23 protein-coding genes, 2 tRNA genes and 2 pseudogenes are annotated in these 23299 nt (G+C 35.2%); 14 read left to right on the top strand and 13 right to left on the bottom strand.

The window, feature by feature from the left end; translation table 11 throughout:
* Window positions 1-129: 129 nt before the first annotated feature.
* Together J5U23_RS13890 and J5U23_RS13885 are read right to left on the bottom strand one after the other, a co-directional pair.
* Window positions 130-1311: an MFS transporter gene (locus J5U23_RS13890; RefSeq protein WP_218266446.1), complete on the bottom strand. Its 1182-nt coding sequence runs from the start codon at window positions 1309-1311 to the stop codon at window positions 130-132.
* Between the two features lie 18 nt (window positions 1312-1329).
* Complete coding sequence (locus J5U23_RS13885; RefSeq protein ID WP_244988801.1) at window positions 1330-2274, bottom strand: radical SAM/SPASM domain-containing protein; 945 nt, start codon at window positions 2272-2274, stop codon at window positions 1330-1332.
* Between the two features lie 1280 nt (window positions 2275-3554).
* Here J5U23_RS13885 and J5U23_RS13880 point away from each other — a divergent pair.
* The 4 genes and pseudogenes from J5U23_RS13880 (at window position 3555) to J5U23_RS13865 (ending at window position 5739) form a co-directional block, all read left to right on the top strand.
* Window positions 3555-3704, top strand: coding sequence for a hypothetical protein (locus J5U23_RS13880; protein ID WP_218267570.1), 150 nt, complete (start codon window positions 3555-3557; stop codon window positions 3702-3704).
* Window positions 3704-4136 (top strand): annotated as a pseudogene (locus J5U23_RS13875) (conjugal transfer protein). Before J5U23_RS13880 ends, J5U23_RS13875 begins: the two are co-directional and overlap by 1 nt.
* A 355-nt stretch (window positions 4137-4491) precedes the next feature.
* Entirely contained in the window at window positions 4492-5151 is a 660-nt protein-coding gene (locus J5U23_RS15940) for a hypothetical protein (RefSeq protein WP_244988800.1), read from the top strand.
* Window positions 5152-5196: 45 nt separating this feature from the next.
* The gene (locus J5U23_RS13865) at window positions 5197-5739 is read left to right on the top strand and encodes a hypothetical protein (RefSeq protein WP_218266445.1); all 543 of its coding nucleotides are present in this window, start codon (window positions 5197-5199) and stop codon (window positions 5737-5739) included.
* A 339-nt stretch (window positions 5740-6078) separates the two neighbouring features.
* Here J5U23_RS13865 and J5U23_RS13860 read toward each other — a convergent pair whose 3' ends face one another.
* Entirely contained in the window at window positions 6079-6507 is a 429-nt protein-coding gene (locus tag J5U23_RS13860; RefSeq protein ID WP_218267555.1) for a PIN domain-containing protein, read from the bottom strand.
* Window positions 6497-6736, bottom strand: a complete 240-nt coding sequence (locus tag J5U23_RS13855; RefSeq protein WP_218266444.1) for an AbrB/MazE/SpoVT family DNA-binding domain-containing protein — start codon at window positions 6734-6736, stop codon at window positions 6497-6499. The genes J5U23_RS13860 and J5U23_RS13855 overlap by 11 nt, the downstream gene beginning before the upstream one ends.
* Before the next feature lie 166 nt (window positions 6737-6902).
* Between J5U23_RS13855 and J5U23_RS15935 the strand changes: the two are divergent.
* Window positions 6903-7100, top strand: a pseudogene (locus tag J5U23_RS15935) (hypothetical protein); the annotation flags it as partial.
* Window positions 7101-7210: 110 nt separating this feature from the next.
* On the opposite strand, the gene J5U23_RS13850 reads toward J5U23_RS15935, so the two are convergent.
* Window positions 7211-7302: transfer RNA gene (locus J5U23_RS13850), tRNA-Met, on the bottom strand.
* A 43-nt stretch (window positions 7303-7345) separates the two neighbouring features.
* Window positions 7346-8164 carry a hypothetical protein gene (locus J5U23_RS13845; protein ID WP_218266443.1) on the bottom strand — a complete coding sequence of 273 codons (819 nt, stop codon included), beginning with the start codon at window positions 8162-8164 and terminating at the stop codon, window positions 7346-7348.
* Window positions 8165-8275: 111 nt separating this feature from the next.
* Here J5U23_RS13845 and speD point away from each other — a divergent pair, with 111 nt between their 5' ends.
* From speD to glyA, 6 genes are all read left to right on the top strand, one after another.
* Window positions 8276-8680 carry an adenosylmethionine decarboxylase gene (speD, locus tag J5U23_RS13840; protein WP_012711581.1) on the top strand — a complete coding sequence of 135 codons (405 nt, stop codon included), beginning with the start codon at window positions 8276-8278 and terminating at the stop codon, window positions 8678-8680.
* 106 nt (window positions 8681-8786) lie between these two features.
* Complete coding sequence (locus tag J5U23_RS13835; RefSeq protein WP_218266442.1) at window positions 8787-9839, top strand: hydroxymethylglutaryl-CoA synthase; 1053 nt, start codon at window positions 8787-8789, stop codon at window positions 9837-9839.
* On the top strand, window positions 9839-10918 hold the full coding sequence (locus J5U23_RS13830) for a thiolase family protein (protein WP_218266441.1): 1080 nt from the start codon (window positions 9839-9841) through the stop codon (window positions 10916-10918). Before J5U23_RS13835 ends, J5U23_RS13830 begins: the two co-directional genes overlap by 1 nt.
* Window positions 10919-10923: 5 nt before the next feature.
* Complete coding sequence (locus tag J5U23_RS13825) at window positions 10924-11322, top strand: Zn-ribbon domain-containing OB-fold protein (RefSeq protein WP_218258714.1); 399 nt, start codon at window positions 10924-10926, stop codon at window positions 11320-11322.
* A complete protein-coding gene (gene hmgA / locus J5U23_RS13820) occupies window positions 11319-12551 on the top strand; it encodes a hydroxymethylglutaryl-CoA reductase (NADPH) (RefSeq protein ID WP_218266440.1) in 1233 nt (410 codons plus the stop codon). Before J5U23_RS13825 ends, hmgA begins: the two co-directional genes overlap by 4 nt.
* A 42-nt stretch (window positions 12552-12593) precedes the next feature.
* Entirely contained in the window at window positions 12594-13895 is a 1302-nt protein-coding gene (gene glyA, locus J5U23_RS13815; RefSeq protein WP_218266439.1) for a serine hydroxymethyltransferase, read from the top strand.
* On the opposite strand, the gene J5U23_RS13810 is transcribed toward glyA, so the two are convergent.
* Genes J5U23_RS13810 through J5U23_RS13795 form a run of 4 tightly spaced genes read right to left on the bottom strand, consistent with a single transcriptional unit; the run spans window position 13888 to window position 17372 of the window.
* Window positions 13888-14298, bottom strand: coding sequence for a universal stress protein (locus J5U23_RS13810; protein WP_218266438.1), 411 nt, complete (start codon window positions 14296-14298; stop codon window positions 13888-13890). The two genes, glyA and J5U23_RS13810, sit on opposite strands and share 8 nt — an antisense overlap.
* The gene (locus J5U23_RS13805; RefSeq protein ID WP_218266437.1) at window positions 14295-15317 is read right to left on the bottom strand and encodes a phosphorylating glyceraldehyde-3-phosphate dehydrogenase; all 1023 of its coding nucleotides are present in this window, start codon (window positions 15315-15317) and stop codon (window positions 14295-14297) included. The genes J5U23_RS13810 and J5U23_RS13805 overlap by 4 nt, the downstream gene beginning before the upstream one ends.
* Complete coding sequence (locus J5U23_RS13800; RefSeq protein WP_218260304.1) at window positions 15310-16545, bottom strand: phosphoglycerate kinase; 1236 nt, start codon at window positions 16543-16545, stop codon at window positions 15310-15312. The genes J5U23_RS13805 and J5U23_RS13800 overlap by 8 nt, the downstream gene beginning before the upstream one ends.
* Window positions 16546-16586: 41 nt before the next feature.
* On the bottom strand, window positions 16587-17372 hold the full coding sequence (locus J5U23_RS13795; RefSeq protein ID WP_218266436.1) for a hypothetical protein: 786 nt from the start codon (window positions 17370-17372) through the stop codon (window positions 16587-16589).
* A gap of 128 nt (window positions 17373-17500) precedes the next feature.
* Here J5U23_RS13795 and J5U23_RS13790 point away from each other — a divergent pair, with 128 nt between their 5' ends.
* On the top strand, window positions 17501-18445 hold the full coding sequence (locus J5U23_RS13790; protein WP_218266435.1) for a mechanosensitive ion channel family protein: 945 nt from the start codon (window positions 17501-17503) through the stop codon (window positions 18443-18445).
* A gap of 158 nt (window positions 18446-18603) precedes the next feature.
* Window positions 18604-19104 (top strand): DUF367 family protein, encoded by a 501-nt coding sequence (locus J5U23_RS13785; protein ID WP_218266434.1) that lies wholly within the window; start codon window positions 18604-18606, stop codon window positions 19102-19104.
* 6 nt (window positions 19105-19110) lie between these two features.
* On the opposite strand, the gene J5U23_RS13780 is transcribed toward J5U23_RS13785, so the two are convergent.
* A tRNA-Arg gene (locus tag J5U23_RS13780) sits at window positions 19111-19185 on the bottom strand.
* A 446-nt stretch (window positions 19186-19631) separates the two neighbouring features.
* Here J5U23_RS13780 and J5U23_RS13775 point away from each other — a divergent pair.
* A complete protein-coding gene (locus tag J5U23_RS13775) occupies window positions 19632-22283 on the top strand; it encodes a DNA-directed DNA polymerase I (RefSeq protein WP_218266433.1) in 2652 nt (883 codons plus the stop codon).
* 82 nt (window positions 22284-22365) lie between these two features.
* On the opposite strand, the gene J5U23_RS13770 is transcribed toward J5U23_RS13775, so the two are convergent.
* Together J5U23_RS13770 and J5U23_RS13765 are read right to left on the bottom strand one after the other, a co-directional pair.
* On the bottom strand, window positions 22366-22812 hold the full coding sequence (locus tag J5U23_RS13770) for a DUF2286 domain-containing protein (protein ID WP_218266432.1): 447 nt from the start codon (window positions 22810-22812) through the stop codon (window positions 22366-22368).
* Window positions 22809-23294 carry a protein-lysine N-methyltransferase gene (locus J5U23_RS13765; protein WP_218258698.1) on the bottom strand — a complete coding sequence of 162 codons (486 nt, stop codon included), beginning with the start codon at window positions 23292-23294 and terminating at the stop codon, window positions 22809-22811. The genes J5U23_RS13770 and J5U23_RS13765 overlap by 4 nt, the downstream gene beginning before the upstream one ends.
* Window positions 23295-23299: the final 5 nt, after the last annotated feature.

Raw genomic sequence — 23299 nt, 5'->3', positions numbered from 1 at the left:
ATTAATATTACTAATTTTATAATCAATTATTACAATCTCATACTACCGAAATAAAATGAATTTGTAAAGAAATCTTGAATCACCCTAGGATAATATAATGCGGAATTTATCTAAGTAAATTGGAAGAAATTATTTTAAAACTCCGATAAACTCTGCAAATTTTATAGTAAATATTGCTAATATCCCTAGGAAACCGGTGAAATAAAATGAATATAACGGCGTTATTTGGAATAACAAACCCACGATTGCATTATAAAATACTGTAAATATTCTCACAAAAGTACTAATTAATGCAACTTGAGTCCCCCCGATTTCAGGCTCAGTAACGCTCTGTGCGACATTATAATCCACTATACTTTCCATAGCTACAATTACCGTCCAAGCGTAAAATAATAAGAATAAAATGTAAACATTAGTAAAGAGTGGAACTAGGAAAAATATGACGGAGTTGGAGAGGATTAAGATTGATAAGCTCTTAAAATTACTACGTTTACTTAAAATAACCGAGAACAGTAATGGTAAGAAAGCCATTATTAATGCGTATGATGAATATAACACACCTACTAATGTTAAGGGTATTAGTAAGTCTTTTACGAAATAGATTGTTACGTAATATGTCTCTAGGCTTAAACCGGAAGAAAGAATTGAAACTAACAAATAGAATAACAATTTCTTGTCTTCTTTAAGGTATTTAAAGCCTAATCTTAGAGATCTTTTCACTTCAGCCTTGTTCTCGTCTTTCGGTAATTCAAGAAACCTTATAATACCGCTGATTCCGAAAAGAACCGCTATTATTACGAAAAGTAGCGTAGAGACCGAGTGTTGTAATAAGTAGCCCCCTAACATAATCCCTATAGCTGCTAAGATGCTGGTTATGAGGGAGAAAACCCCAAAGGCCTTCCCTGCATTCGTATAATTTAGCATAAATCTATGCGCTCCTAAGGAATTAACTATTCTTACCACAGATTCAAAAATTACAAGAGAAATTATAAAAAGTAAGGGATTAAGCGTTCCCATCAAGAGAAACAAAGGTACTGCCATTAGTGCTGATAGAGTGACTGCATTCTTACTACCTATTTTATCAACTATAGCACCTAATGGAATATTAAAAACTACGTAAAAGAAACTGATTATACTGTAAATTATACCAATTGTGAAGGTAGTAATGTCGAGGTTAGTCATAACTATAGGAAAATAGTACGTCAACATTGAGTAAGCGAAGGTAGAAATCCCCAAAGATAATGAAAAATAGAGCAGTATCTTATCTGCTACAATGTAATAGATCTCTTTTAGTGTTTGCCTCAGACCCATAACTAATAGACCTCTTCTTTAACTTTTTCCAATATAATCTTTAACTAGTTGACATGAAGGGTCTGGAGCAAATAGGTCATTCTTAGATATATATGCATTAAACCTAAAACCACCTCTACAAAGCTTCTTAACTTCACAACTCTTACAAGGCTCTCTAAGGAAAGATAGACTTCTTATTTTATTAAGCAAGGGATTGCTAAACCAAATTTCAACTAATGAGTCGTTTTTTATATTACCTAGCTTTGATAATGGGATAGATGTCGCCTCGGAACCAGGATAAATGTCACCGTTCGGAGCTATAACTAAACCTACTTCCCCCCAATTTGTAGGGATTGGTATCCTAGAATATAAAATGTCAGTATCCACATAATTTTGTATAAAATTCTCCCCATAAATTTCTATGAGTCTCTTTAATTTTTCTTGAATTGTTCTTTCATCGTTAGGATCTGGTACTATGAACTTTTGGTTTATATAACCATGACCTACCTTTATAACACTATGAATTTCAATCCAATCTAAGTTTGATTTATATGCAAGTTTCGCAATTTCTTCTAGGAAGTTCAAATAATAATTAGTCAAGACTATATTGCCTCCAACTTCTTTTACTCCAAAATCTTTAAATTTCTTTGCGATATTAAGCTTCTTAGTTACTTCGTTCTTGATATGCATTATTGGGGATTGCATATTAAAGACGTATTTATGTGAAGTAAGGTTAATTCTAATCTTTTCTAGACCACTTTCTAACAATTTTGTAATTCTGTCATCGAAAATAGGTTCTCCACTACTTAATAACATGTGCCTTAGTTTTTGTCTTGTAATGTATGACAAGATTTCCTCTAAATCGCTTCTTAACAACGGTTCTCCTCCAGTTATCACAACATCCATGATTCCCTCGTATTTTTCATCTAACCTTTTAATTTGATTAATTACTGATATCCACTCACTTAAGTTTAGCTCATTCATTTCTATTACAGATCTAGGTTTTGGAGCTTTATCAGCTATATAAAATTTTAGATCTTTAGGTGGATTATGTCAATAAAAACATTGCTGACTACATTTATAAGTTAATTCTAATTCAATAAAAAAGGTTTACGATTTATCAACTATTTCACCCTCACTATCTTAGAATATATTACAAGATTACCAAGAAACCATGTAGTATGAAGGTGGTTTAGTTGTATAGTACATCATATATTTTCTTCGTTGCATTGCTATTTCGGTTTCAAACTTTTTTATAATGTATTCTTTACTTACTTCTCTTTCCAATGTTTTCACCCCTATGATATAAATGTTTTGAACAGCTTTTTTAACTCTCGATACTCATGAAAATTTTTTTAATACAATCTAGGTCGGTGATACTCAAAACAAAATAGCATTTATAGGAAAATCCTTGCAGTTTAAGGAGACTTTGAAAACTTTTTAAAAAATAATCAAAACAAAATATCGGATGAATATAAACCCATTATAGTCGGTCGCAGTTTAAAGGGAAACAATAAGCCTTCAAATTACACGGAAACCTTTCATACGTTTAGAAGACCTTGTCCTTTAAAATCTCATAAAGTATAATATACTTTGCTAATCTCCGTAGACTCTAAATTCATTTTGCAGAAATAATCTCAAAGAGTAATTATCTATAATTTTGAAAATTTTGTAATTAGGGAAAAGTTAAGGTAGATGACCTAATTTAATTAGAGCCGCCGCGGGGATTTGAACCCCGGACGACCGGATGTCAAAAACGTTAAATTAATAGGCTTGATTTAACACCTTTGTGTTAAAGGGTTAATTTTCATTCTAATAATATAATTTAGATTAAGTATTAGATGAAAGAATCTACATCGTATGAGACGTTAAACCCTTAAACACCTCAGTTGCTTTGTCATTCTCTTCTATTCTAGTGTATAAATCTTGAACTTCTTGCCATAATATTTTATCTATAACGTGAATATTATTCCCTTTCGATTTTTGAAAATGTTGTTAAAAATAGATTTTTGTCATATTCGAGCTTTTTAGACCAAATAACCAATATACATTAACTTCTGCAGCTGATATTGTTATTATTGTCTCCTAACACTTATTTTTCTCCTCTTTTTCTGAGTGAAGAGACATTCTAAGCTTTTAAATACTAAACAACCAAGCACACTAACATTTCTAGTTCAAAAATTCGTTAATAGAGCATAACAGACAAAGATATAGTTCTGCAAGTTCATATTTAAATTGAGAATATGACTACTCCCATCAAGGTTATGAGGAAATATTACGCGATAGATTACGATAGGAGGATCGTTGCTGAAGCCGATTCCGAAGAGGAGATTGATAAGATCATGGAGAAGAAGGGTTATAAGAAAGGGACTTACGATATTTTAGTCTCCATCAAATATGTAGAGAGTCAATAATGTCTCGCGAGATAGAAGTACCTTTTGTCAAGGTTAATAATACGTATTTACCTTTACTTAAAGTGGAAATGGAGTGTCCAAAACTAGGTAGCGAGTATTTAGTTTAAGCCCTTCCAGATACTGGAAGCAGGTTTTCTGTCATTAGAAATGATACGTTCTTAAAGTGTTTTGATGAATTCTCGTTAAAAAAACCGTTTAGTCGATAAAGTTATAATTTCTAATCTGCTCACTACAAAAGAAAGGTATAACATAAAATTTCATTTCGTGGAACTTAATGAGACATTACAGATACCCGTGACATCTTTAGACTTCGTAAACTTAGGTGAGGGTATATATCCCAGCCTAATTTTAGGCAGGGAAGATTTCTTCTCAAGAATAATGATATGCTTCGACAGAAACGTTAGACTAATTATTAAGGCTAACGATCTTTAACTAAATATTTACAAATTTTCTTTAAATGTACAAAGAGTTCTATGCATTATCTTCTTACGTGGAGATTTTGTCTTTATACTCAACACTAATTAATTTTTTTGATGAAACTACGGTATTTGAACATAGCTTTATCCTCTTTAGCCCTCTTATTCATATCTTCGGTATCTGTTAAGGCTGTTAGCATCTCTACGCAGAGTTAAGGACTTCTATTGCGTCTAGTTTTAAATAGTTTTAAATAAAGGAATTGGGCTATTCTTTCAAACTATAACCTAGTTAGGTTAGAATAAAAATAAGTGATGAATAGTGTTAAGGTATTCCATTATAGTTAACTTTTTTTTAAGTTCTCAATAATCATATGCCTCAGAGTTTAAAGCCTAAGAGTATTAAATTGTTGCATTATGAAGAGAAGAAAGATGATAAAGGAATTTTTAGACAAGGAGTGACATTAATAGAGTATGAAGGACAACCGTCAAAGATAATTCAATGGAGTCAGTTGATAGAGGGTGATCCTTTCGGTGACCACGAGATAACTTATAGGATAAATTACGGTTCTCAGAGTATACTCAGAAGTTTTAAAGCGAAGTATTTAGGAAGGGAAGGAGACAAGCATAGGGTTTTGATTAAGGAAGGAGTGTCTGGTTGTGGAACCAAGACTAAGAGGATAGAGAATAAGGAAGTACTAATACCAGACAAACTATACCAACCTTACCCTTTACAACAAAAAAGTGAAGAAGGAAAAGACCCGAATCCGATAGAATGTGAAATATGTAAAGCAATAGTTTCGGTACTATGCGGATTGCTGGCTGAAGGCGTCGCTGAAAGCGTAGCATGCGATGAAGCTTGTAGTGGGGTTTGTCTAATATTTATTGAAGATCCTATCATCTACGGTGTATGTGTAGTGATATGCGTACCTTCTTGTGATGAATTGCTCCAATTAATTATCTCATTAGGAGTAGCAACTGCTTGCGGGCTAGGTGGAGAATATCTATGTCAGAAAGCTGGTCTATGTTGTTAATGGAATTCTAAAACTTTATAAATAAATTTAACTAAGGGAAGAATTATGGAGGGGAAGAAGTTATCCTTTTTGAAATGGCTTGGTTTAGCATTGCTGTTTATAGGTTTTCCTACAGCAATAGCGACTGTACTGTCGTTTTCGATCCCTTACTATTTCTTACACAATGTAACGCTAGCTAATACCCTTAGCACAATAATTCCAATAATAGTAATTGTAACTTCAATAGCATATTTTAGGAAATATCTTCAGAGTAGCAATCTTATCACTCCCTTTATGAGGAGGCAATCAATTACAATCTTACCAGATAGCGGCCAGCCGATTGATGAAAAATACATAAAGAGCTTTGAGGTTAATATCAGGTTTGCTAAAGATGAGGAGTATATTAAGCGGTTAGCTATGCTTGGCATGATGTATTTGCAGAACGCTGTAGCTTATGATAACAAGGATCTTTATTTCAGGGCTAAGGAGTACTTATCAAGGGCTGAGCAGGCAATGCAAGGAAAGAGTGTAAGCTTTGAAACTAAGGCACTCGTTGATAACTTAAGGAGTAAAATTGAGACTTACAAGTACCGTTTCGGAGAGAGATAAAGACTTAAACTTATTGATGTTACTCAGATATTATTATTAAATCCTTTTAAGAGAGTGTCAAATGCGTAATTAATATAATTTACTTCGTTAACAGAATTTTTCATAGAAAAGCAAGAATTACAGACTAGCTTGTAAGATAATACTTAATGGGATTACGCCTAGGAGTGGGAGAGCAGAAAGGAGTATGAGAACAAGGGTTTATATGGAATATCTTAATGAGGGATCGACCTTAGCTAATTACGTTATTTGTTGTGTATAATAATTTTTGGAATAACTACTAGAAGAGTATATTTAGACTTCTTCGCAAGAGAATCCTATCCCTTACGTTAATGTTAGTTCTCATATCTCGTCAATAAAAGTAATAATATCTCCTAGTTCCTTTCTAATCCTATCTGGAGCTTGTATAATTTCTTTTTCCTTCTTAAAAAGGGCCTTATCTTTCAAATAATCTGCAGTAGCTATTACATAACAGTCTGGTAAAGCTATCCCATACTTTTTCTTAATTTCTCCCGCTTTTATCACTATTTCGTGGTTAATCTCAGTTACTTTAAGTTTACTTGATAACCATTCAACAAATTCCTTAGCGTAATCGTTAGCATCGTTTAACCCTGCTTCTCTATAAACCCTATAACTTACGTACAACACTTCACTCAACGTAATGGGTGTGACGAAAAGCGAAGTACTACTTTCAATTAACTTCCTGACCTTTTCATGATATTTTCCTGCCTCATTAATATACTCTATTAGAACTCCAGTGTCAACTATCATTAAATATTTCCTCTTCTTTTCTCCTTTCAGCCTCCTCCTCTTCCTCAAGAGCTTGCTCCACTACTTTCGGATCAACTCTTACTATTTTGGGTTTCAAGGGACGTAAAATTAACTCTCTGCCTTTAATTTCACCTAGCAACATATCGTTTTCCTTTATGTCAAGTTTTTCCCTAACGTCTTTAGGTAAGATGACCACACCTTTTTTCCTTAACTTTATTTGATAAACCATATGATATAAGTTAAACCAATGTTTAAAAGGTTTAACTAAGTACCTACTATTGACCGAGAGGAATATTAATACGCGAATAAGATATTTAAAGAGTTACGAGGATAGTTGCTGAAGCTGATTCTGAAGAAGATGTTGATAGGATCATAGAGTATGTCCAACATTTCAGTTATCTATGGTTAGTGCGATGTATTTGTAAAATGCTGTAGCCTGTGACAACAAAGACCTCTACTTGAGGGCTAAGGAGTACTTGGTAAGAGCTGAGGAGGCTATAAAGCGATAGAGTGTCAGCTTTCAGACTAAAACGTTGATAGGCAACCTGATGAATAAGATTGAAACTTACAAACATCGTCTCGGGGAAAGATAAAAGCTTAAACACACACAATTATATTAATTATTATCAATGAACCTTTACTTTTTGGTGCTTATTCTTATCGAGGAAATAATATAAAAAATTGTTAACAGATTTAGTAAATGTGCCGCCGCGGGGATTTGAACCCCGGACAACCGGATTTCCCAGATATTACGCGTATGAGTCCGGCGCTCTGACCAGGCTGAGCTACGGCGGCACTTATAAGATCTTTCGTCATTTGCCTAAAAAGTTTTTCTTATCTATCCCAAGGTTACCGTGAAATAACCTTGATATTTAACTCCCTGACCTTGTAAAATCACTGTCATATTGAAGTCTGCCATGGGTACCGGTAAGTAGAAATATACTGGAGTACCTCTTGGAATATTAATCAAGAAGGAGTTTATGTGATCTAAGTAACTAAATGTCACGTTGTAGGTCCTTGGCTGAAGGTATTGGTTGCCTAATGGTGATATGGTGAACTTTGTAAGTAGGAATGAAGCATTCGAAGTATAATTGTATTGATAATATACTATATTATAACTGTAGTTGAAATTCGCAGTTGGAGTAAAGCTTCCAACTATTGAGAGAAATGGGAATTGGTTTTGGTTAATTCCCATAAATACTGCCATACTTCTCGTTAAGTCTGTAGTGTAAATCGTATTCACATTACCAAATTGCTTTGAATAGCCGTAAAGTCCATGTACTAATACTGTAAATTTCTCCATCTCTGGAAGTAGTGTTGGGGAGGAGAATCCTATGTAAATTATTGTTGTTGAGGAAGAGTGTGGTTTTACGGTTATTGTTGTTGAGTTGGCTATTGGTTTTAATACTCCATTTGATCCCGGAACGAGATAAAGTGATAATAGCGTTATATTGAGTGTTTGAGTCAATGGAGCGTTATTTATGGCGGTTATCGAGAACGCTATCACTTCGTAATTATTTGAATATATTCTCCAATATAATGGATTTACTGTAATATTAACATCTACATTCTCAAGATAAAATATTGTTGCAACAGAGCCAATTATAATTATACTTATTATTATCAAAATGGTTCCAATCCCGATACTTTTTGTCATTGTGTGTACTACTTATTAGCTAGTTATAACGTTTATCCTAAGGTTCATGGGGATAGATACACTTATTATTCTCATATTGTTGAGAATCAGATGGGGGCATAAGAAAGAAAGATGTCAGAACAAGAGGTATTACAAAAAAATAATTCCCCCGAAGGCAAAGAAGACAGAATAATAGGAAAACATGTGTTTGGCAACCTATATGACATCGATGCTGAGAGACTTAACGATAAGGAGTTTCTAGAGAAGCTAGTCCTAGAAGCTGTAAATATAGCTCATATGAAGCTAGTGGAAATTAAAGCTTGGTCTTTTGGTGGGAAAAAAGGAGGGGTTTCGGTTATAGCCCTAGTGGAGGAGAGTCATATAGCGCTTCATACGTGGAATGAGTATAACTATGCTACTCTTGATGTTTATACATGTGGTGAAGATAGTGATCCACAGTCTGCTTTTGCTCATATTGTAAATGCCCTCAATCCCAAACGTTATCAAATGTTTTACGCCGATAGGAGTTCACAATAGTTTTTTAAATTAATCTCTATTTGTTTTTTAATTCATTCGTCAACTGTCTATAAGCTCATAGACAAAAATCGAAAACCTTATATTTGATCAAAGCAGTTAGAAAATAATGCTTTCCGCTATTATAGGATGGGGAGCTTATGTTCCAAGATATAGAATAAAAGTAGAGGATATAGCTAAGATGTGGGGTTACGATGAGGGTGTTGTGAGAAGTCTTGGATTAACTGAAAAGTCAGTTCCCGGTCATGATGAGGATTCTACAACTATAGCTTGGGAATCATCAATAAACGCAATTAAGAGGGCTCAAGTTGATCCTTCTAAAATAAGGCTAGTCCTTTTTGGCTCAGAATCCAAAGTTTACGCAGTAAAACCAACATCTACCATATTAATAGATGCACTAGGGATTAACAATTATTCGGCAACTGCAGATATGGAATTTGCATGCAGGGCTGCATCAGTAGGATTAAGATTAGCATCTAGTTTCGTTTTGCATAATAGTGATAGTTATGCGTTAGTGATTGGCGCTGACACTGCCCAATCTAATCCTGGGGATGTTTTAGAATTGAGTTCGGCAGCAGCTGGTGTTGCTTTTGTAGTAGGTAAGGGTGATGAGAAACATTCAGCAGCAGTGATAGAGTATTCTTCATCGTATACCTCCGATACCCCAGATTTTTGGCGTAGAGATGGAACTCCATATCCAGTCCATGGTGAAGGTTTTACTGGAGAACCAGCATATTTCCATCATATAATCTCGGCTGTTAGTGATTTACTACAAAATAGTGGTTTGAAGATTTCTGACTTTGATTATTTTGTATTTCATCAGCCTAATGGTAAGTTTCCAATTCAAGTTGCCAAAAAGTTAGGGGTCTCATTGGAAAAAGTTAAACAAGGGCTAGTTTCCCCATACATAGGTAATCCCTATAACGCCTCTGCCCTATTAGGTTTAGCTAAAGTGTTGGATATTGCAAAGCCTGGTGAAAGGATATTGGTTGCCCCGTTTGGTAGTGGCGCTGGTAGTGATGCTTTTAGTATTTTAGTTTCTGAAGGTATATTGGAGAAGCAGAAATTGGCTAAAACCGTTGATTATTATATAAATAACAAAAAACTTGTATCTTATGCTGAATACGCTAAGTACACTAATAAGATAAAGGTGTATGAATAATGACAGAGGTTTACATTAATTCCTCATCAATGATACCAATTGATAGATATTACGAGTATGACATTTATGATTTAGTGATTGAGGCTTATAAGAACTTTGAAGGAGAATATGATGTAAATAACATTGATTTAATTGTAGTTGCTAACGCCTATTCACAAAAACTGAATAACGCATCCTTGATTGCACCAAAGATTGCGGAAAAGATAGGGAAACCTAATGTACCTGCTATTAAGGTAGACAATGCCGATGCCAGTGGAGGTGCCGCTTTACTTACCGCTTATTCAATGATTAAGAGTGGTATGGTAAATTCAATTCTAATAATAGGAGTTGAAAAGCAATCAGATTACCCTTCCAAGTATCTTTATGATACAATAGCTACAAATTTGGATGAGTATATGTATTACAATGGCATCTCTTCCCACTCAGTAGCTGCCTTATTAATGAGACAATATATGAAAAAGTATAATGTTGATGGAAATTATTTTGCAAATTGGGCTATTAAGATGCACAAAAACGCTACAGAAAATCCTTTCGCATATTTAAGATTCCCGGTTGACTTAAATACTGTAACTAATTCGCAGATAATCTCAGATCCTGTAAGATTATTCGACGTTGGCGCTAGAGCAGATGGGGCTGCAATAGTCTTACTTTCAAGCAACAAGACTGAGTCCTCTGTGAAGATTAATCGGATCGTTTCCGCACAAGCTAGGTATGAGTTTTCTCCATCTTTGCCTTCTGTAAAAATGTTAAGGAACAAGCTAGGTATGAGACTCACTGAGAAGACTGGAATTGATATTCATGATTCCTATAGTATTATGGCTGCATTAATGTTAGAGGAATCGGGAGTATTTGAGAGTGGTAAGTCCCTATATAACTTAGATAACGTTAATGTCAATCTAAGTGGAGGGCTTAAAGCTAGAGGACATGCTGGTGGAGCTACTGCCTTATATCAACTCGCTGAGGCTCATATGCAACTAATTGGTTCGTTTAAAGGCAAAAAGGCTAATGTTGATGATTATCTCGTAATTTCCTCAGACGATTTAGGTATAGTAAGTTATGGTATTAGTTTGTCGAGGTGATCTAAATGAAAATAGCTCCTCCTCAAGTTTGGAGAAACAAAAGATTCATGTACAAGTTAACAGCGAGCAAGTGTGAAAGTTGCGGACATATAAGCTTTCCTTATTCATCGTATTGTACTAAATGCGGTAGTAAAAACGTTAAGAAGATTGAGATAAGCGGTAAGGGAATCTTAGAATCCTATACTGTTTCATATCAATCTAGAGATGGACACGAAAAAGGACTTCCAAGCGTTATTGGGCTAGTTAGATTAGACGAGGGTGTAGAAATAGTTGCACCTATAGTAGATGCAGATTTAGACAAACTAAAAGAAGGAATTAAGGTAGAAGCTACATTAAGGAGAGTCTACACGGATTCATATAATGGTTTAATACAATATGGCATAAAGTTTAGGGTAGCTGAATGATGAAAATTGATGAAGTCGTAGAAAAACTACTAAGGGGAGAAATTTCTTTTCATGAGATTGATAATTTATTAGAAGCAAATGCTGCGATGGTTGCAAGGAGACTTGCGTTAGAGAAAATCTTGGGAATTGGCCTTCCCTCAATCGGTTCTACAGTTATTGATTATAGTGAGATAAAAAATAAAAATGCAGAAAATGTCATTGGAGCAGTACAAATACCACTAGGTATAGTCGGACCGATTAGGGTTAATGGTGATTATGCCAAGGGTGATTTTTACGTTCCTCTAGCAACAACAGAAGGTGCGCTAATAGCGAGTGTAAATAGAGGTAGTAAGGCTGTGACGCTGAGCGGAGGAGTTAGGGTTAAGGTTTTAAAAGACGAAATGACCAGAGCCCCTGTCTTTAGGTTTGATTCAATAGAAGAGATACCAAATTTTCTAAAGTTCATAGAGGAAAATGTCGAAAAGATAAAGAACATAACAAATTCTACTTCTAGTCATGGCAGATTAAAATCTATCACACCTTTCGTACTAGGCAATAACGTTTGGTTAAGATTCTCCTTTGAAACTGGTGATGCCATGGGGATGAATATGGTTACTATAGCCGTTGAAAAAGTGTGTGAATTTATAGAGGAAAACTTTCCATCAGCTGACTGTTTAGCTGTAAGTGGAAATATGTGCAGTGACAAGAAACAGACCAATGTCAATAGCCTCTTTGGTAGAGGTAAAACTGTCGTGGCAGAGGCACTCATAAAGAAAGACGTTATAAAGAATGTATTACGCTCTAACGCACAACTAATTCACGATATAAATCTGCGAAAGAATTGGCTCGGAACAGCAAGAGCGGGATCCTTATCTCAATTTAATGCTCATTTCGCAAATATAGTTACAGCGATCTTTATCGCTACTGGTCAAGACGTAGCCCAGGTAGTTGAGAGCAGTTCTGGATATACGTGGACTGAAGTAAGAGGAGAGGACTTATACATATCAGTTACATTACCCTCGTTAGAAGTAGGTACTATAGGAGGAGGCACTAGATTACCTACACAGAAAGAGGCGCTATCCATTATGGGCGTTTATGGTAGTGGAAATCCACCAGGCTCTAACGCTAAGAAATTTGCAGAGATAGTAGCTTCTACTGTATTATCTGGAGAACTTAATCTTCTTGCAGCTTTAGCTAACAGAGAGTTAGGTAAGGCCCATGCTAGACTTGGAAGAGCAATGAAAGTTTGATCTTTTATCAAAATTTAAATATTCTGTAACTACTTTACTCTTATGTCATTTCCTAAAGAATTAGAGAAAGTTCTTGAAATTACTAAGGCACAAAACGTATGGAGAAGAACACAGGCTTTGAATCTTATTGCATCTGAAAACGTAATGAGTCCATTGGCTGAAAGTGTATATATGAGCGACTTCATGTCTAGATATGCAGAAGGCAAACCTTACAAGAGATATTATCAAGGGACTAAATATACTGATGAAATTGAAACTCTTGCTATGGATTTGATGAATGAGATATCAAACTCGAAGGATTGTGATCTGAGACCTACTAGTGGCACTATAGCAAATGCTGCTGTGTTTAGAGTTTTAGCTGAGCCAGGGGATAAGGCATTAATAGCTCCAGTTCAAGCTGGTGCTCATGTCAGTCATACTAAGTTCGGAACATTAGGAGCTTTAGGCATTCAACACATTGAAATGCCATTTGATGAAGAAAACATCAATGTGGATGTTGATAAAGCAATAAAGATGATAGAAGAAGTAAAACCGAAATTTGTAGTACTTGGAGGTAGTCTTTATCTATTTCCTCACCCTACTAAAGAACTAGCTCCACATGTTCACGCTGTTGGTGCTAAATTGGTTTATGATGCAGCTCATGTATACGGATTAATAGAAGGCAAAGTCTGGAGTAATCCGCTAAAAGAGGGGGCAGACATTATGACTGTATCAACTCATAAGACTTTTCCTGGTCCTCAGGGAGGGGCCATTTTCTCTGATGGTTCGGAAGTTTTTAAGCAAGTTTCAAGGACAATATTCCCATGGTTTGTTAGTAACCATCATTTGCATAGATTGCCGGCAACCGCAGTAACAGCAATCGAGATGAAGTACTTTGGAGAGAGTTACGCTAATCAGATAACAAGGAACTCAAAGGCTTTAGCAGAGGCCTTAGCTGAAAGAGGATTTAAGGTAATTGGTGAGAATTTAGGCTATACTAAGAGTCATCAAGTTGCGGTAGATGTAAGACAATTCGGTGGAGGGAATAAGATAGCTAAATTATTAGAAGATGCAAATATTATAGTAAATAAAAACTTGTTGCCTTATGATAAGCCAGAAAACGTTTCCGACCCTAGTGGCTTAAGAATAGGTGTACAAGAGATGACCAGATATGGGATGAAAGAAAGTGAAATGGAGGAGATTGCTGAGTTTTTTAAGAAAGTGATTATAGACAAGAAGGACGTTAATGAAGTTAAAAAAGAGGTAATTGACATGAGGAAGAATTTCTTAGAGGTTAAGTATACATTTGACGATATGAAAGATCTAGAAAAATATTCTTCAAAATCATTAAAATTAATCATCTGACTAGTATTACAGAGACTGGAGCATTAATTGATATTGCTAGAGCTGTAGAGCCTATATTTATATCGCTATTTAGTGAAGTTCCTCTTGCACCCATTATTACTGCATCATAAGGTTCCTCATTTATTACTTTCAAAATTTCATTTGAAACACTGGACTCTTTAATGTTGATCTTAACTATTTTTAAATCATATTCGATCTTGTTGTTTACCCTTTTTTCAATAAGCGATTGTATATCGTTGGTATTGCTACAATCACTACATATATGTATTATGGTTATCTTTGAACCGTATCTCATACCGAAGTCTACTGCAAGATCCAGAGCTCTTAAACTGTTCTCAGAACCATCTACTGGTACTAGTATTTTTCTTAACCAAAAGCTTACGAAATAGGATGGTTCGCTCATATTAGGTACCCCTTTAATATTCCTAAACTTTCATTTGTAATTCTTATTGAGTCTTCTGCATTCATTAACCTCGTGGAGGCCCTTATTGCATCCATATTTTCTGGTACCACTATTGATTCTTGATGCACTGCATACATTAACATAACCTCGTTACCCTTAACGTAAACAGAGTCATCGAACACCATCACCTCTGGAATATCATTTCTTTCCCTTTTCAGATCTCTTGCTACTTCTACTAATTCTGCCGTAGCTTCTGCATCATACTTTGATGAGATTAGGACTATCCTAGGAGTGTTCTCCAGAACGCTAAGCACATCTTTTTTCTCTACCTTATCCTTTAAGGTTATATTAATAAAGTGCATATGCATTAACGTTGTTGGAGCTATTACTGCCATTGTAACTATATCTAAATTTTTAATGACGCTGTTAACGTCTTTTGCATGATGACTTGGTACAGTTGCGGGGTCTGGTACTAATGAATTTATAGGGCCTTTCTTAACTTCCTTTTGATCTGCAGCTCTTCTAACTATTGTTGCCCTAACTTTCTCAACTTTACTGACCTTATTTATTGTGCATATTGTTCTTAGTAGTGCTGTAGTATTACATGATACGACTCTGATGTACTTTTTGCCAAGGGCCTCATCGTAATTGCATAAGGCTGAGAACGAAATATCAGCAACTTCCGCTTTTTCTCCACCTTGGAATATAGCGTTTCTTTGGAATTGTTGGTAAATTGGCTTATATTGTGCACCAACACCATTGGGCGTAGTATCTACTACAATATCAGAGGCTTTTACTAGGTCCTCTATTGTGCCAGCAACTGGTATTCCAGATTCTTCGAGTTTCTTAATAGATTGTTGTGGGACGTAAATCTTTATCCCCTTACGATGCGCTATAAACGCTTCGTAATTTGGAGATGTCTTTGCAACCCCTACTAGTCTCATATCTGGTTGTTTAAGGATAGCATCAGCAACTCTTTTACCTATAGTACCATATCCATTAACAGCTACACTAATCACTACTATTCACCACCGACATTGATAATGCTTCTAATGCGGGTAACCGTTCTCCAGATAAAAATAAGAGAAGAGCTCCTCCACCAGTAGATATATGAACTTTACTACTATCGATCTTCATATCCTTATCTAAAGCACTTATCATATGTCCACCTCCTATTATAACATAACCTTGACCCTCTAATGACGCCTTCAAGACGCTTTTACTTCCACTCTTAAATCTTTCATCCTCGATTACTCCCATTGGTCCCCTTAAAACTACTACTTTAGCATCTTTTATAAATGATGAGTATATTTCCGCAGTAGTAGATCCGATATCCTTTATCACACCAGTAACCTTGCTAGCTGGTTCCTCCATTACATTTCCGTTTATTTCTACCTTGTAGTCAACTGGTATTTCGATGGGAGCTCCGCTTAGAAGTAGTTTTCTAGCTCTAGGAATTAAGCTCAAAATACCTAATTTTTCCAAAATTTCCATATTCTTTGGATTTAGATTTATTCCCTTAGCAACAGAAAATAGTTCTGCAACGAGACCACCAGTAAGTATTCTATCTGCTATCCTTTTTCTCACTAGATTTTCAATTATTCTAATAGTGTCGTGAACCTTCCCACCACCTAATGTAAATATTTTTGGTGTATCTTCAGCATTAAAAATTCTAGCTAAAGCTGAAACTTCCCTTTCCATTACTCTTCCCGCAGCTGATGGTAAAGCTAGAGGAAAGCCTACAATACTCGGCTGACTTCTATGTGAAGTAGCAAATGCGTCATTGACATAAACGTCAAAAAGTGGGGCTAATTTCCTTACTAAAAAGGTTTTTACATGTTGTTGTGGCGGAGCCTCTATTAACTCCTCTGAGATTAGTCTTATATTATCTAAAAGCAGAATTCCATTATTTTCTAGTTTTTTGATCATTTCTCTAGCATATGGACCTATTACGTCTTCTACGAAAACTACTTCTCGATCTAAATACTTTGAGATTAATTTAGCATGCTCCTCCAGACTTATAAAATCCTTATCCCCAGGCCTACCTTGATGTGAAATTAGCACGACAGAGTTACCCTTATCTACTAGTTCCTTTATAGTCCCAATATGTGCCTTTATTCTAGAATCATCAATTATTTTGCCGTTTTCATCGACAGGCGAATTTATATCAATACGTAATAGAACTTTCTTAGATCTTATATCTATATCGTCCATTGTGGGTATAGTTAGATCTCCCACTTTGATCAGAAAGATCCCCACTTATATACTGAATTTTAGGGTAATAACTTTTAGCAACGCAGAGAATCGATAATAAAACGATCCCAAATTAGAGGTATTAATGTCTTACTCTTTAACTGATTTATGAAGATCTGCAACTCAATTTGCTTGACACTCGTCCTATTTAAGGAAATCTTAGGCTCAGAATGGCTAAAATACTCTAATGCTTTCCTTAATGGTTCAACTGACTCTAAGGTTTGTTGTATCCTACACTCAGCTATTGCCTTAAGTCTGGTCCCATCACCAGTATCTATTTCCGAAACACTACAATTAATCCCAAGGGTTTTTTCTATTACGTTCTTTATTAGTGATTGGAGAGTATAGGGTATCTCATATAAGTTTACACCCATTGGTGGAAAGAGGAGTTTTACACTACCTCGCGTTTCTTTCAGATTTCTAACTATAACGTCTATATAGAAGAATATAAAGAGAATGCCACAAATCTTCAATTTAAATATCTTCATTTCGCCAACTGTAAGATTATCGCTCAAGGAATTTTTTATTGCATTAGCCAAATCAAGCTCTTTCACATTACCATTGCTACAAATCATGCCCTTCATACTGGCTAAATTTCTTATTTTTTCATCTTCAGTATATTGGATCACGTATAAATCATGGTTCTTTAATCCGGCTTTCTTGATTGATTTCTGTAAAATATTCGAAATATATACTAATGGTTTATTATGAGAGACGACTAGCCATTCTCCGTACTCATCAGCGTAAAATGGCTCCTTAAGCTCCTCACTTTTGTCTTTCCTAAATATGTCAAAGATCAATTTTTGAGCCTCTAATAACATTATGCTGTTGAAGTTTAAATCCTTAACAATTAGCAGTTACCGAGCTTTATGCGCAAAAATCTCGTTGAATAACGTTATAACTTTCCAGTGTGCATACATTTAAATCTAGGTGGAAGTAGTAAATAGAGATGCGATTAAGTTTACGTTTTGCAATACTAATATTTTTGTCCTTTTTAGTAGTTGTATTAAACTTTATAGTTCCATACATTTTACAAGGACTTGGAATAACTAACCAATCGACAATCAGTTCAGTAATTCTCTATCTTAGGATAGTCTTATACATATTTATAGGCTTATGGATAGTCTCGTCCATAGCAGAAGCCATAAGGGTTTATTCGCAAAAGAGACTCGGCATAAGGGCTAATGTAATAGCAAACAGTGTAAAGTACTTCGGGTATGTGCTTGTTCTACTATTAATACTATTGCCCTTAGGAGTTAGTTCTTCTACACTGATTGCCGGAAGCACTTTTGCTGGTCTAATTGTAGGTCTTGCTCTACAACCAGTCTTGAGCAACTTTTTTGCTGGTTTACTAATAATGCTAACTGGGTACATTACCGTTGGGGATAGGATAAGGATTGTTTCCACACAAGTACCATTCTATCCTGCACAATTCCCTGCCTATAAGTATTTTTCAACAGACTTTATAGAGCAAGGATATAAAGGTACAGTAGTAGAGATAGATTTATTTTATTCTAGAATTCTTTTAGAGAATTTACGGGAATTAAGAGTACCAAATATTGTATTACTGAACTCAGCGGTTTTAGATTACACTTCGAAATACTCTGAAGAACAAGTTATTAATGTGAGGGTAGAGTTTCCGTTAGCTTTTGTAGATATCAGTAACTTAGAAAATCTAGTTAAAGAGGAATTGAAAGTCTTTAACGTGATAGAAGGACCGTATATAAATGAGCAAAGCGATAAGGATCACGTAATAGTATTAGCACGATTAAAAGTTAGTGTAAACGAGGATTGGAGAAAAATAAAATCGGATGCATTAAAAAGATTATTAAGACTAAGGCAAGAACTTATAGCTAAGAAGCAACAAGATTCACAACAAATAAAAGCTTCATAGACTTTTTCAGCTTAATTGTAATGTTTTTCTCAAAATATCATTCTAGTATGAGGGATCGTTAACAAAAATTTTCTTATATAGAATTTTAGATGTAGAATCAGATTCGAAAGTTCATTATATTTATTAATGTTAGAAAACAAAAACTCACTAGGGAACCAATGAAGGTATACGTTATAGATTATCATAAAGATGATCCAAAGAAATGTACAGGTAAGAAGTTAGTCAAACTTAAACTTGCTGAACTTACGAGGGTAGGTAAGGGTATAATTCTTGATCCCTTTTCTGAAAGAACATTATCCATAAATGACAAAGATATCTTAATAAAGAGTGGTATAACGATTATCGATACCTCATGGAATAATACGTCACAAAACGAATTTAAAAATGTAAGAGGAGAGCATAGGAAATTACCAATTCTGTTCGCCGGAAATCCAGTACACTATGGTATAGCCTACAAACTCTCATCCCTCGAGGCGTTGATGGCTACATTATATATTCTTGATGAGGTGGATGAGGCTATAAAGTTCTCCAACATAGTAAAGTGGGGTCATACTTTCATAGAATTGAATAAAGAGCTTCTGGAAGCATATAGAAATAAAGACGAAGAGGAAATAAAGAAGATCGAAGAGGAAATTATTGAAAAAATCCTCAGAAAATGACTTGTGCGGACCCGCCGGGATTTGAACCCGGGACCTCCGGCTCCGCAGGCCGGCGCTCCGTCCTGGCTGAGCTACGGGTCCTCAAAGTATTGCGCTGTATCTGGTGTTTCCTTTCTCATGCATATTAATAATGTTTACTAAGATCTAAGATGCATCTCTTAAGAAATAATGAGATGAACGCGACGTAACCTCATAACATTTGGAACTCTTAAGACTCACATTCTTCATGAAATGAATATTTAACGTTTCCCTACTCACGGTGTTTCCAATTAGTTCTCAATATTTCTAATTCTGTGATCTGGAGTTAGCCCCTTGTGAGGGATAACTAGCTTCACCTTTGGGGCTCTGTCGAGAATAACGCCACGGCCCTCCCATTTGATTGCTTTCATCCTCTCACCGCAATGCGGATCACTGAGTGATTATGAATTAGAAACGATTAAAATTATCTAAAGGTATGATTAAACTTTAATCGGCCTTTCGCATTAAAACTTATAGCGTATTTCTCAGAAAATTATATATGTTAGAAAATGACTAAGCAACTTACCTTATTTGATATTCCTTCATCTAAACCCGCCAAGAGTGAACAAAATACTCAACAATCGCAACCTAGCCCTCCCGTTGAGGAAAAAAGAATAACTAGAAGGGAATGGCTTAAAGAGGCTCAGGAGAATAAGATATATTTCCTATTGCAAGTAGATTATGATGGTAAGAAAGGTAAGGCTGTATGTAAATTATTCGATAAAGAAACTCAAAAGATCTATGCCTTATATGATAATACTGGGCATAAACCATACTTTCTAGTAGATCTTGAACCAGATAAAGTAGGTAAAGTACCCAAAATAGTTAGAGATCCATCATTTGATCATATAGAGACTGTGACAAAGATAGATCCATATACTTGGAATAAATTTAGATTGACTAAAATCGTTGTTAGAGATCCCTTAGCGGTAAGAAGATTAAGGAACGACGTTCCAAAAGCATATGAGGCTCATATAAAGTATTTCAATAATTATATGTATGACATAGGTCTAATTCCAGGTATGCCTTATATTGTTAAGAACGGAAAGTTAGAAAGTATTTCTTTGTCTTTGGACGAAAAGGACGTTGAGGAGATTAAGAAAGCCTTCGCTGACTCAGATGAGATGACTAGACAAATGGCAGTTGATTGGCTTCCCATATTCGAAACTGAAATACCTAAAATAAAGAGGGTTGCGATAGATATTGAGGTGTATACACCAGTTAAGGGTAGGATTCCAGACTCTCAGAAAGCAGAGTTTCCAATTATAAGTATTGCGTTAGCAGGAAGTGATGGGTTAAGAAAGGTTCTTGTATTAAATAGAAACGATGTTAATGAAGGAAATGTAAAACTTGAAGGAATATCAGTAGAGAGGTTCAATACAGAGTATGAACTATTAGGGAGATTTTTTGACATATTGTTAGAATACCCAGTTGTTCTTACATTCAATGGAGATGATTTTGATCTACCCTATATTTACTTTAGAGCGTTAAAGTTAGGCTATTTCCCAGAAGAAATCCCCATAGATGTTGCCAGTAAGGATGAAGGTAAATACTTAGCCGGTCTTCATGTAGATTTATATAAATTCTTCTTTAACAAGGCGGTAAGAAATTACGCGTTTGAGGGTAAGTATAATGAATATAATTTGGATGCTGTAGCGAAGGCCTTATTGGGTATATCAAAAGTTAAGGTGGATACGCTTATATCTTTCTTGGACATAGAAAAGTTAATAGAATATAACTTTAGGGACGCTGAGATAACACTTCAGCTTACAACATTTAATAACGACCTAACTATGAAGCTAATCATATTATTCTCAAGGATTTCCAGACTAGGAATAGAGGAATTAACAAGAACAGAGATCTCTACTTGGGTAAAAAATTTATATTATTGGGAACATAGAAAAAGAAACTGGTTGATTCCTCTTAAGGAAGAAATATTAGCGAAATCCTCAAACATTAGAACCTCAGCTCTAATAAAAGGGAAGGGTTATAAAGGCGCAGTAGTCATAGACCCTCCAGCCGGAATATTCTTCAACATAACTGTTTTAGATTTTGCCTCACTATATCCATCAATAATTAGAATATGGAATCTTAGCTATGAGACTGTTGACATCCAACAATGCAAGAAGCCTTATGAAGTAAAAGATGAGACCGGTGAGGTACTACATATTGTTTGCATGGATAGACCAGGCATAACTGCGGTAATAACTGGGTTACTAAGAGACTTCAGAGTGAAAATATACAAAAAGAAAGCGAAGAACCCTAATAATAGTGAGGAACAAAAACTACTTTATGATGTGGTGCAGAGAGCAATGAAAGTCTTTATAAATGCTACCTATGGTGTATTTGGAGCCGAAACATTTCCGTTATATGCACCGGCAGTTGCGGAGAGTGTTACTGCATTAGGCAGATATGTAATTACCAGTACTGTGAAGAAAGCTAGGGAAGAAGGTTTAACTGTACTATATGGTGATACTGATTCATTATTTCTCCTTAATCCTCCTAAGGATAGTCTAGAGAATATTATAAAATGGGTTAAGACTAATTTCAATTTAGATTTGGAAGTTGATAAAACCTATAAGTTTGTTGCGTTTTCCGGACTAAAGAAGAATTACTTTGGAGTATATCCAGATGGGAAGGTCGACATAAAGGGGATGTTAGTGAAGAAGAGAAATACGCCAGAATTCGTAAAGAAGGTATTTAATGATGTAAAGGAGCTAATGGTTTCAATCAACTCGCCAAATGATGTAAAGGAGATTAAAGGGAAAATAGTAGACGTAATTAAAGGATCATATGAGAAGCTAAAGAATAAGGGATACAATCTCGATGAATTAGCGTTTAAAGTGATGCTATCAAAGCCCTTAGACGCATATAAAAAGAACACTCCCCAACATGTGAAAGCAGCGCTACAACTTAGACCTTTTGGAGTTAACGTCCTACCCAGAGATGTAATATACTACGTTAAGGTTAGATCAAAGGATGGAGTAAAACCAGTGCAATTAGCTAAAGTTACTGAAATAGATGTGGATAAATATTTAGAAGCTTTAAGAAGCACGTTCGAACAAATCCTAAAAGCGTTTGGAGTATCTTGGGATGAAATAGCAGCTACAATGTCGATAGATTCGTTCTTTTCCTTCACAGGAGGAAAAGGTAATAATTAATAAAGCTAAAAAGTTTCCATAGCAATGTCCTTCTTTAACTCTTTAAGGTAGGAAGGGTTAGAAAATCTAAAATTCATTTATTTTATTCTTCCTCTTCTTCCTCTAAATCTTCCTTTTCTTCTTCTAGTTCTTGTTTCTGCTCACTAGTCATTTGAGCTGCATCGTTTAATACACTTTTCTTTATTTCGTCATTAATATAAAATGAGACAACATAGATCTTCTTATCTTGAAAATCACTTTCTTTCCATTCATTCTCATAGCTTATTATGTACACTGGAATTTTTGCAATGGCTTCTTTTTTATCCTTACCAATAAGAAAAGTCTTTATTGCTTCATAAACGTCAGGTTTTAACGGAAGGGGTAATCTTACTTCTTGATTATCACGCATAATTATAAAATCTGAAGCTAGTTCATTCCATTCTTCCAATGCCTCTTTAGCAACATCTCGTAATACTTTACTAATTTCCCCTTCAGCTATCTTTTCCGATGTCACCTTTCCATTCTCACTTTTTACTATCAAAATTTTCATTTATGTTCACCAATTACATAGAGATACACTGTATGGTTCATATTTCCATCTTCGACTTTTATTACTTCCTTTGGATTCCAACCCCTTATTTCAAATTCGTGGGAAACCACTCTAGTTCCGGGTTTAAGCTCTTTCTCGAGCTTTGGTTTTAGCATCTCATTAACATTTGTTAAAAGGAACATCGTAACTACAGTAGCCTCCGAAATATCGACCTCGAAGAAATTACCTTTTACTATTGAAGCTCTTCCCGTTACACCATTTTTCTCAATATTCGCTAATGCCTCCCTTATTCTCTCATCGTTAATTTCTACACCTACAGCCTTCTTTACGTTGAAATCCTTTACTGCTGTTATTATTATCCTTCCATCTCCACATCCTAAATCATATACTATATCATCTTGAGAGGCCTTAGCTATTTCTAACATTCTTCTTACAACTTTTTCTGGCGTTGGTACATAAGGGACATGTGGTACGTAACTCAAAACTT

This window comes from Saccharolobus shibatae B12 (assembly GCF_019175345.1).
In the GTDB taxonomy this organism is placed as follows: Archaea; Thermoproteota; Thermoprotei_A; order Sulfolobales; family Sulfolobaceae; genus Saccharolobus; species Saccharolobus shibatae.
Note: the sequence above shows the minus strand (reverse complement) of the source record. Positions and strands in the feature narration are given on the sequence as shown.

Excerpts from the sequence above, each read along its gene's own strand:
- J5U23_RS13810 (WP_218266438.1), bottom strand. The coding sequence starts at position 14,298 with ATGAGCGAACCATCCTATTTCGTAAGCTTTTGGTTAAGAAAAATACTA.
- J5U23_RS13785 (WP_218266434.1), top strand. The coding sequence starts at position 18,604 with ATGAAGGTATACGTTATAGATTATCATAAAGATGATCCAAAGAAATGT.
- J5U23_RS13845 (WP_218266443.1), bottom strand. The coding sequence starts at position 8,164 with ATGACAAAAAGTATCGGGATTGGAACCATTTTGATAATAATAAGTATA.
- J5U23_RS13790 (WP_218266435.1), top strand. The coding sequence starts at position 17,501 with ATGCGATTAAGTTTACGTTTTGCAATACTAATATTTTTGTCCTTTTTA.
- J5U23_RS13860 (WP_218267555.1), bottom strand. The coding sequence starts at position 6,507 with ATGATAGTTGACACTGGAGTTCTAATAGAGTATATTAATGAGGCAGGA.
- speD (WP_012711581.1), top strand. The coding sequence starts at position 8,276 with ATGTCAGAACAAGAGGTATTACAAAAAAATAATTCCCCCGAAGGCAAA.
- J5U23_RS15940 (WP_244988800.1), top strand. The coding sequence starts at position 4,492 with ATGCCTCAGAGTTTAAAGCCTAAGAGTATTAAATTGTTGCATTATGAA.
- J5U23_RS13885 (WP_244988801.1), bottom strand. The coding sequence starts at position 2,274 with ATGAATGAGCTAAACTTAAGTGAGTGGATATCAGTAATTAATCAAATT.
- J5U23_RS13795 (WP_218266436.1), bottom strand. The coding sequence starts at position 17,372 with ATGTTATTAGAGGCTCAAAAATTGATCTTTGACATATTTAGGAAAGAC.
- J5U23_RS13835 (WP_218266442.1), top strand. The coding sequence starts at position 8,787 with ATGCTTTCCGCTATTATAGGATGGGGAGCTTATGTTCCAAGATATAGA.
- hmgA (WP_218266440.1), top strand. The coding sequence starts at position 11,319 with ATGATGAAAATTGATGAAGTCGTAGAAAAACTACTAAGGGGAGAAATT.
- J5U23_RS13825 (WP_218258714.1), top strand. The coding sequence starts at position 10,924 with ATGAAAATAGCTCCTCCTCAAGTTTGGAGAAACAAAAGATTCATGTAC.
- J5U23_RS13775 (WP_218266433.1), top strand. The coding sequence starts at position 19,632 with ATGACTAAGCAACTTACCTTATTTGATATTCCTTCATCTAAACCCGCC.
- J5U23_RS13830 (WP_218266441.1), top strand. The coding sequence starts at position 9,839 with ATGACAGAGGTTTACATTAATTCCTCATCAATGATACCAATTGATAGA.
- J5U23_RS13855 (WP_218266444.1), bottom strand. The coding sequence starts at position 6,736 with ATGGTTTATCAAATAAAGTTAAGGAAAAAAGGTGTGGTCATCTTACCT.
- J5U23_RS13770 (WP_218266432.1), bottom strand. The coding sequence starts at position 22,812 with ATGAAAATTTTGATAGTAAAAAGTGAGAATGGAAAGGTGACATCGGAA.
- J5U23_RS13890 (WP_218266446.1), bottom strand. The coding sequence starts at position 1,311 with ATGGGTCTGAGGCAAACACTAAAAGAGATCTATTACATTGTAGCAGAT.
- J5U23_RS13880 (WP_218267570.1), top strand. The coding sequence starts at position 3,555 with ATGAGGAAATATTACGCGATAGATTACGATAGGAGGATCGTTGCTGAA.
- J5U23_RS13865 (WP_218266445.1), top strand. The coding sequence starts at position 5,197 with ATGGAGGGGAAGAAGTTATCCTTTTTGAAATGGCTTGGTTTAGCATTG.
- glyA (WP_218266439.1), top strand. The coding sequence starts at position 12,594 with ATGTCATTTCCTAAAGAATTAGAGAAAGTTCTTGAAATTACTAAGGCA.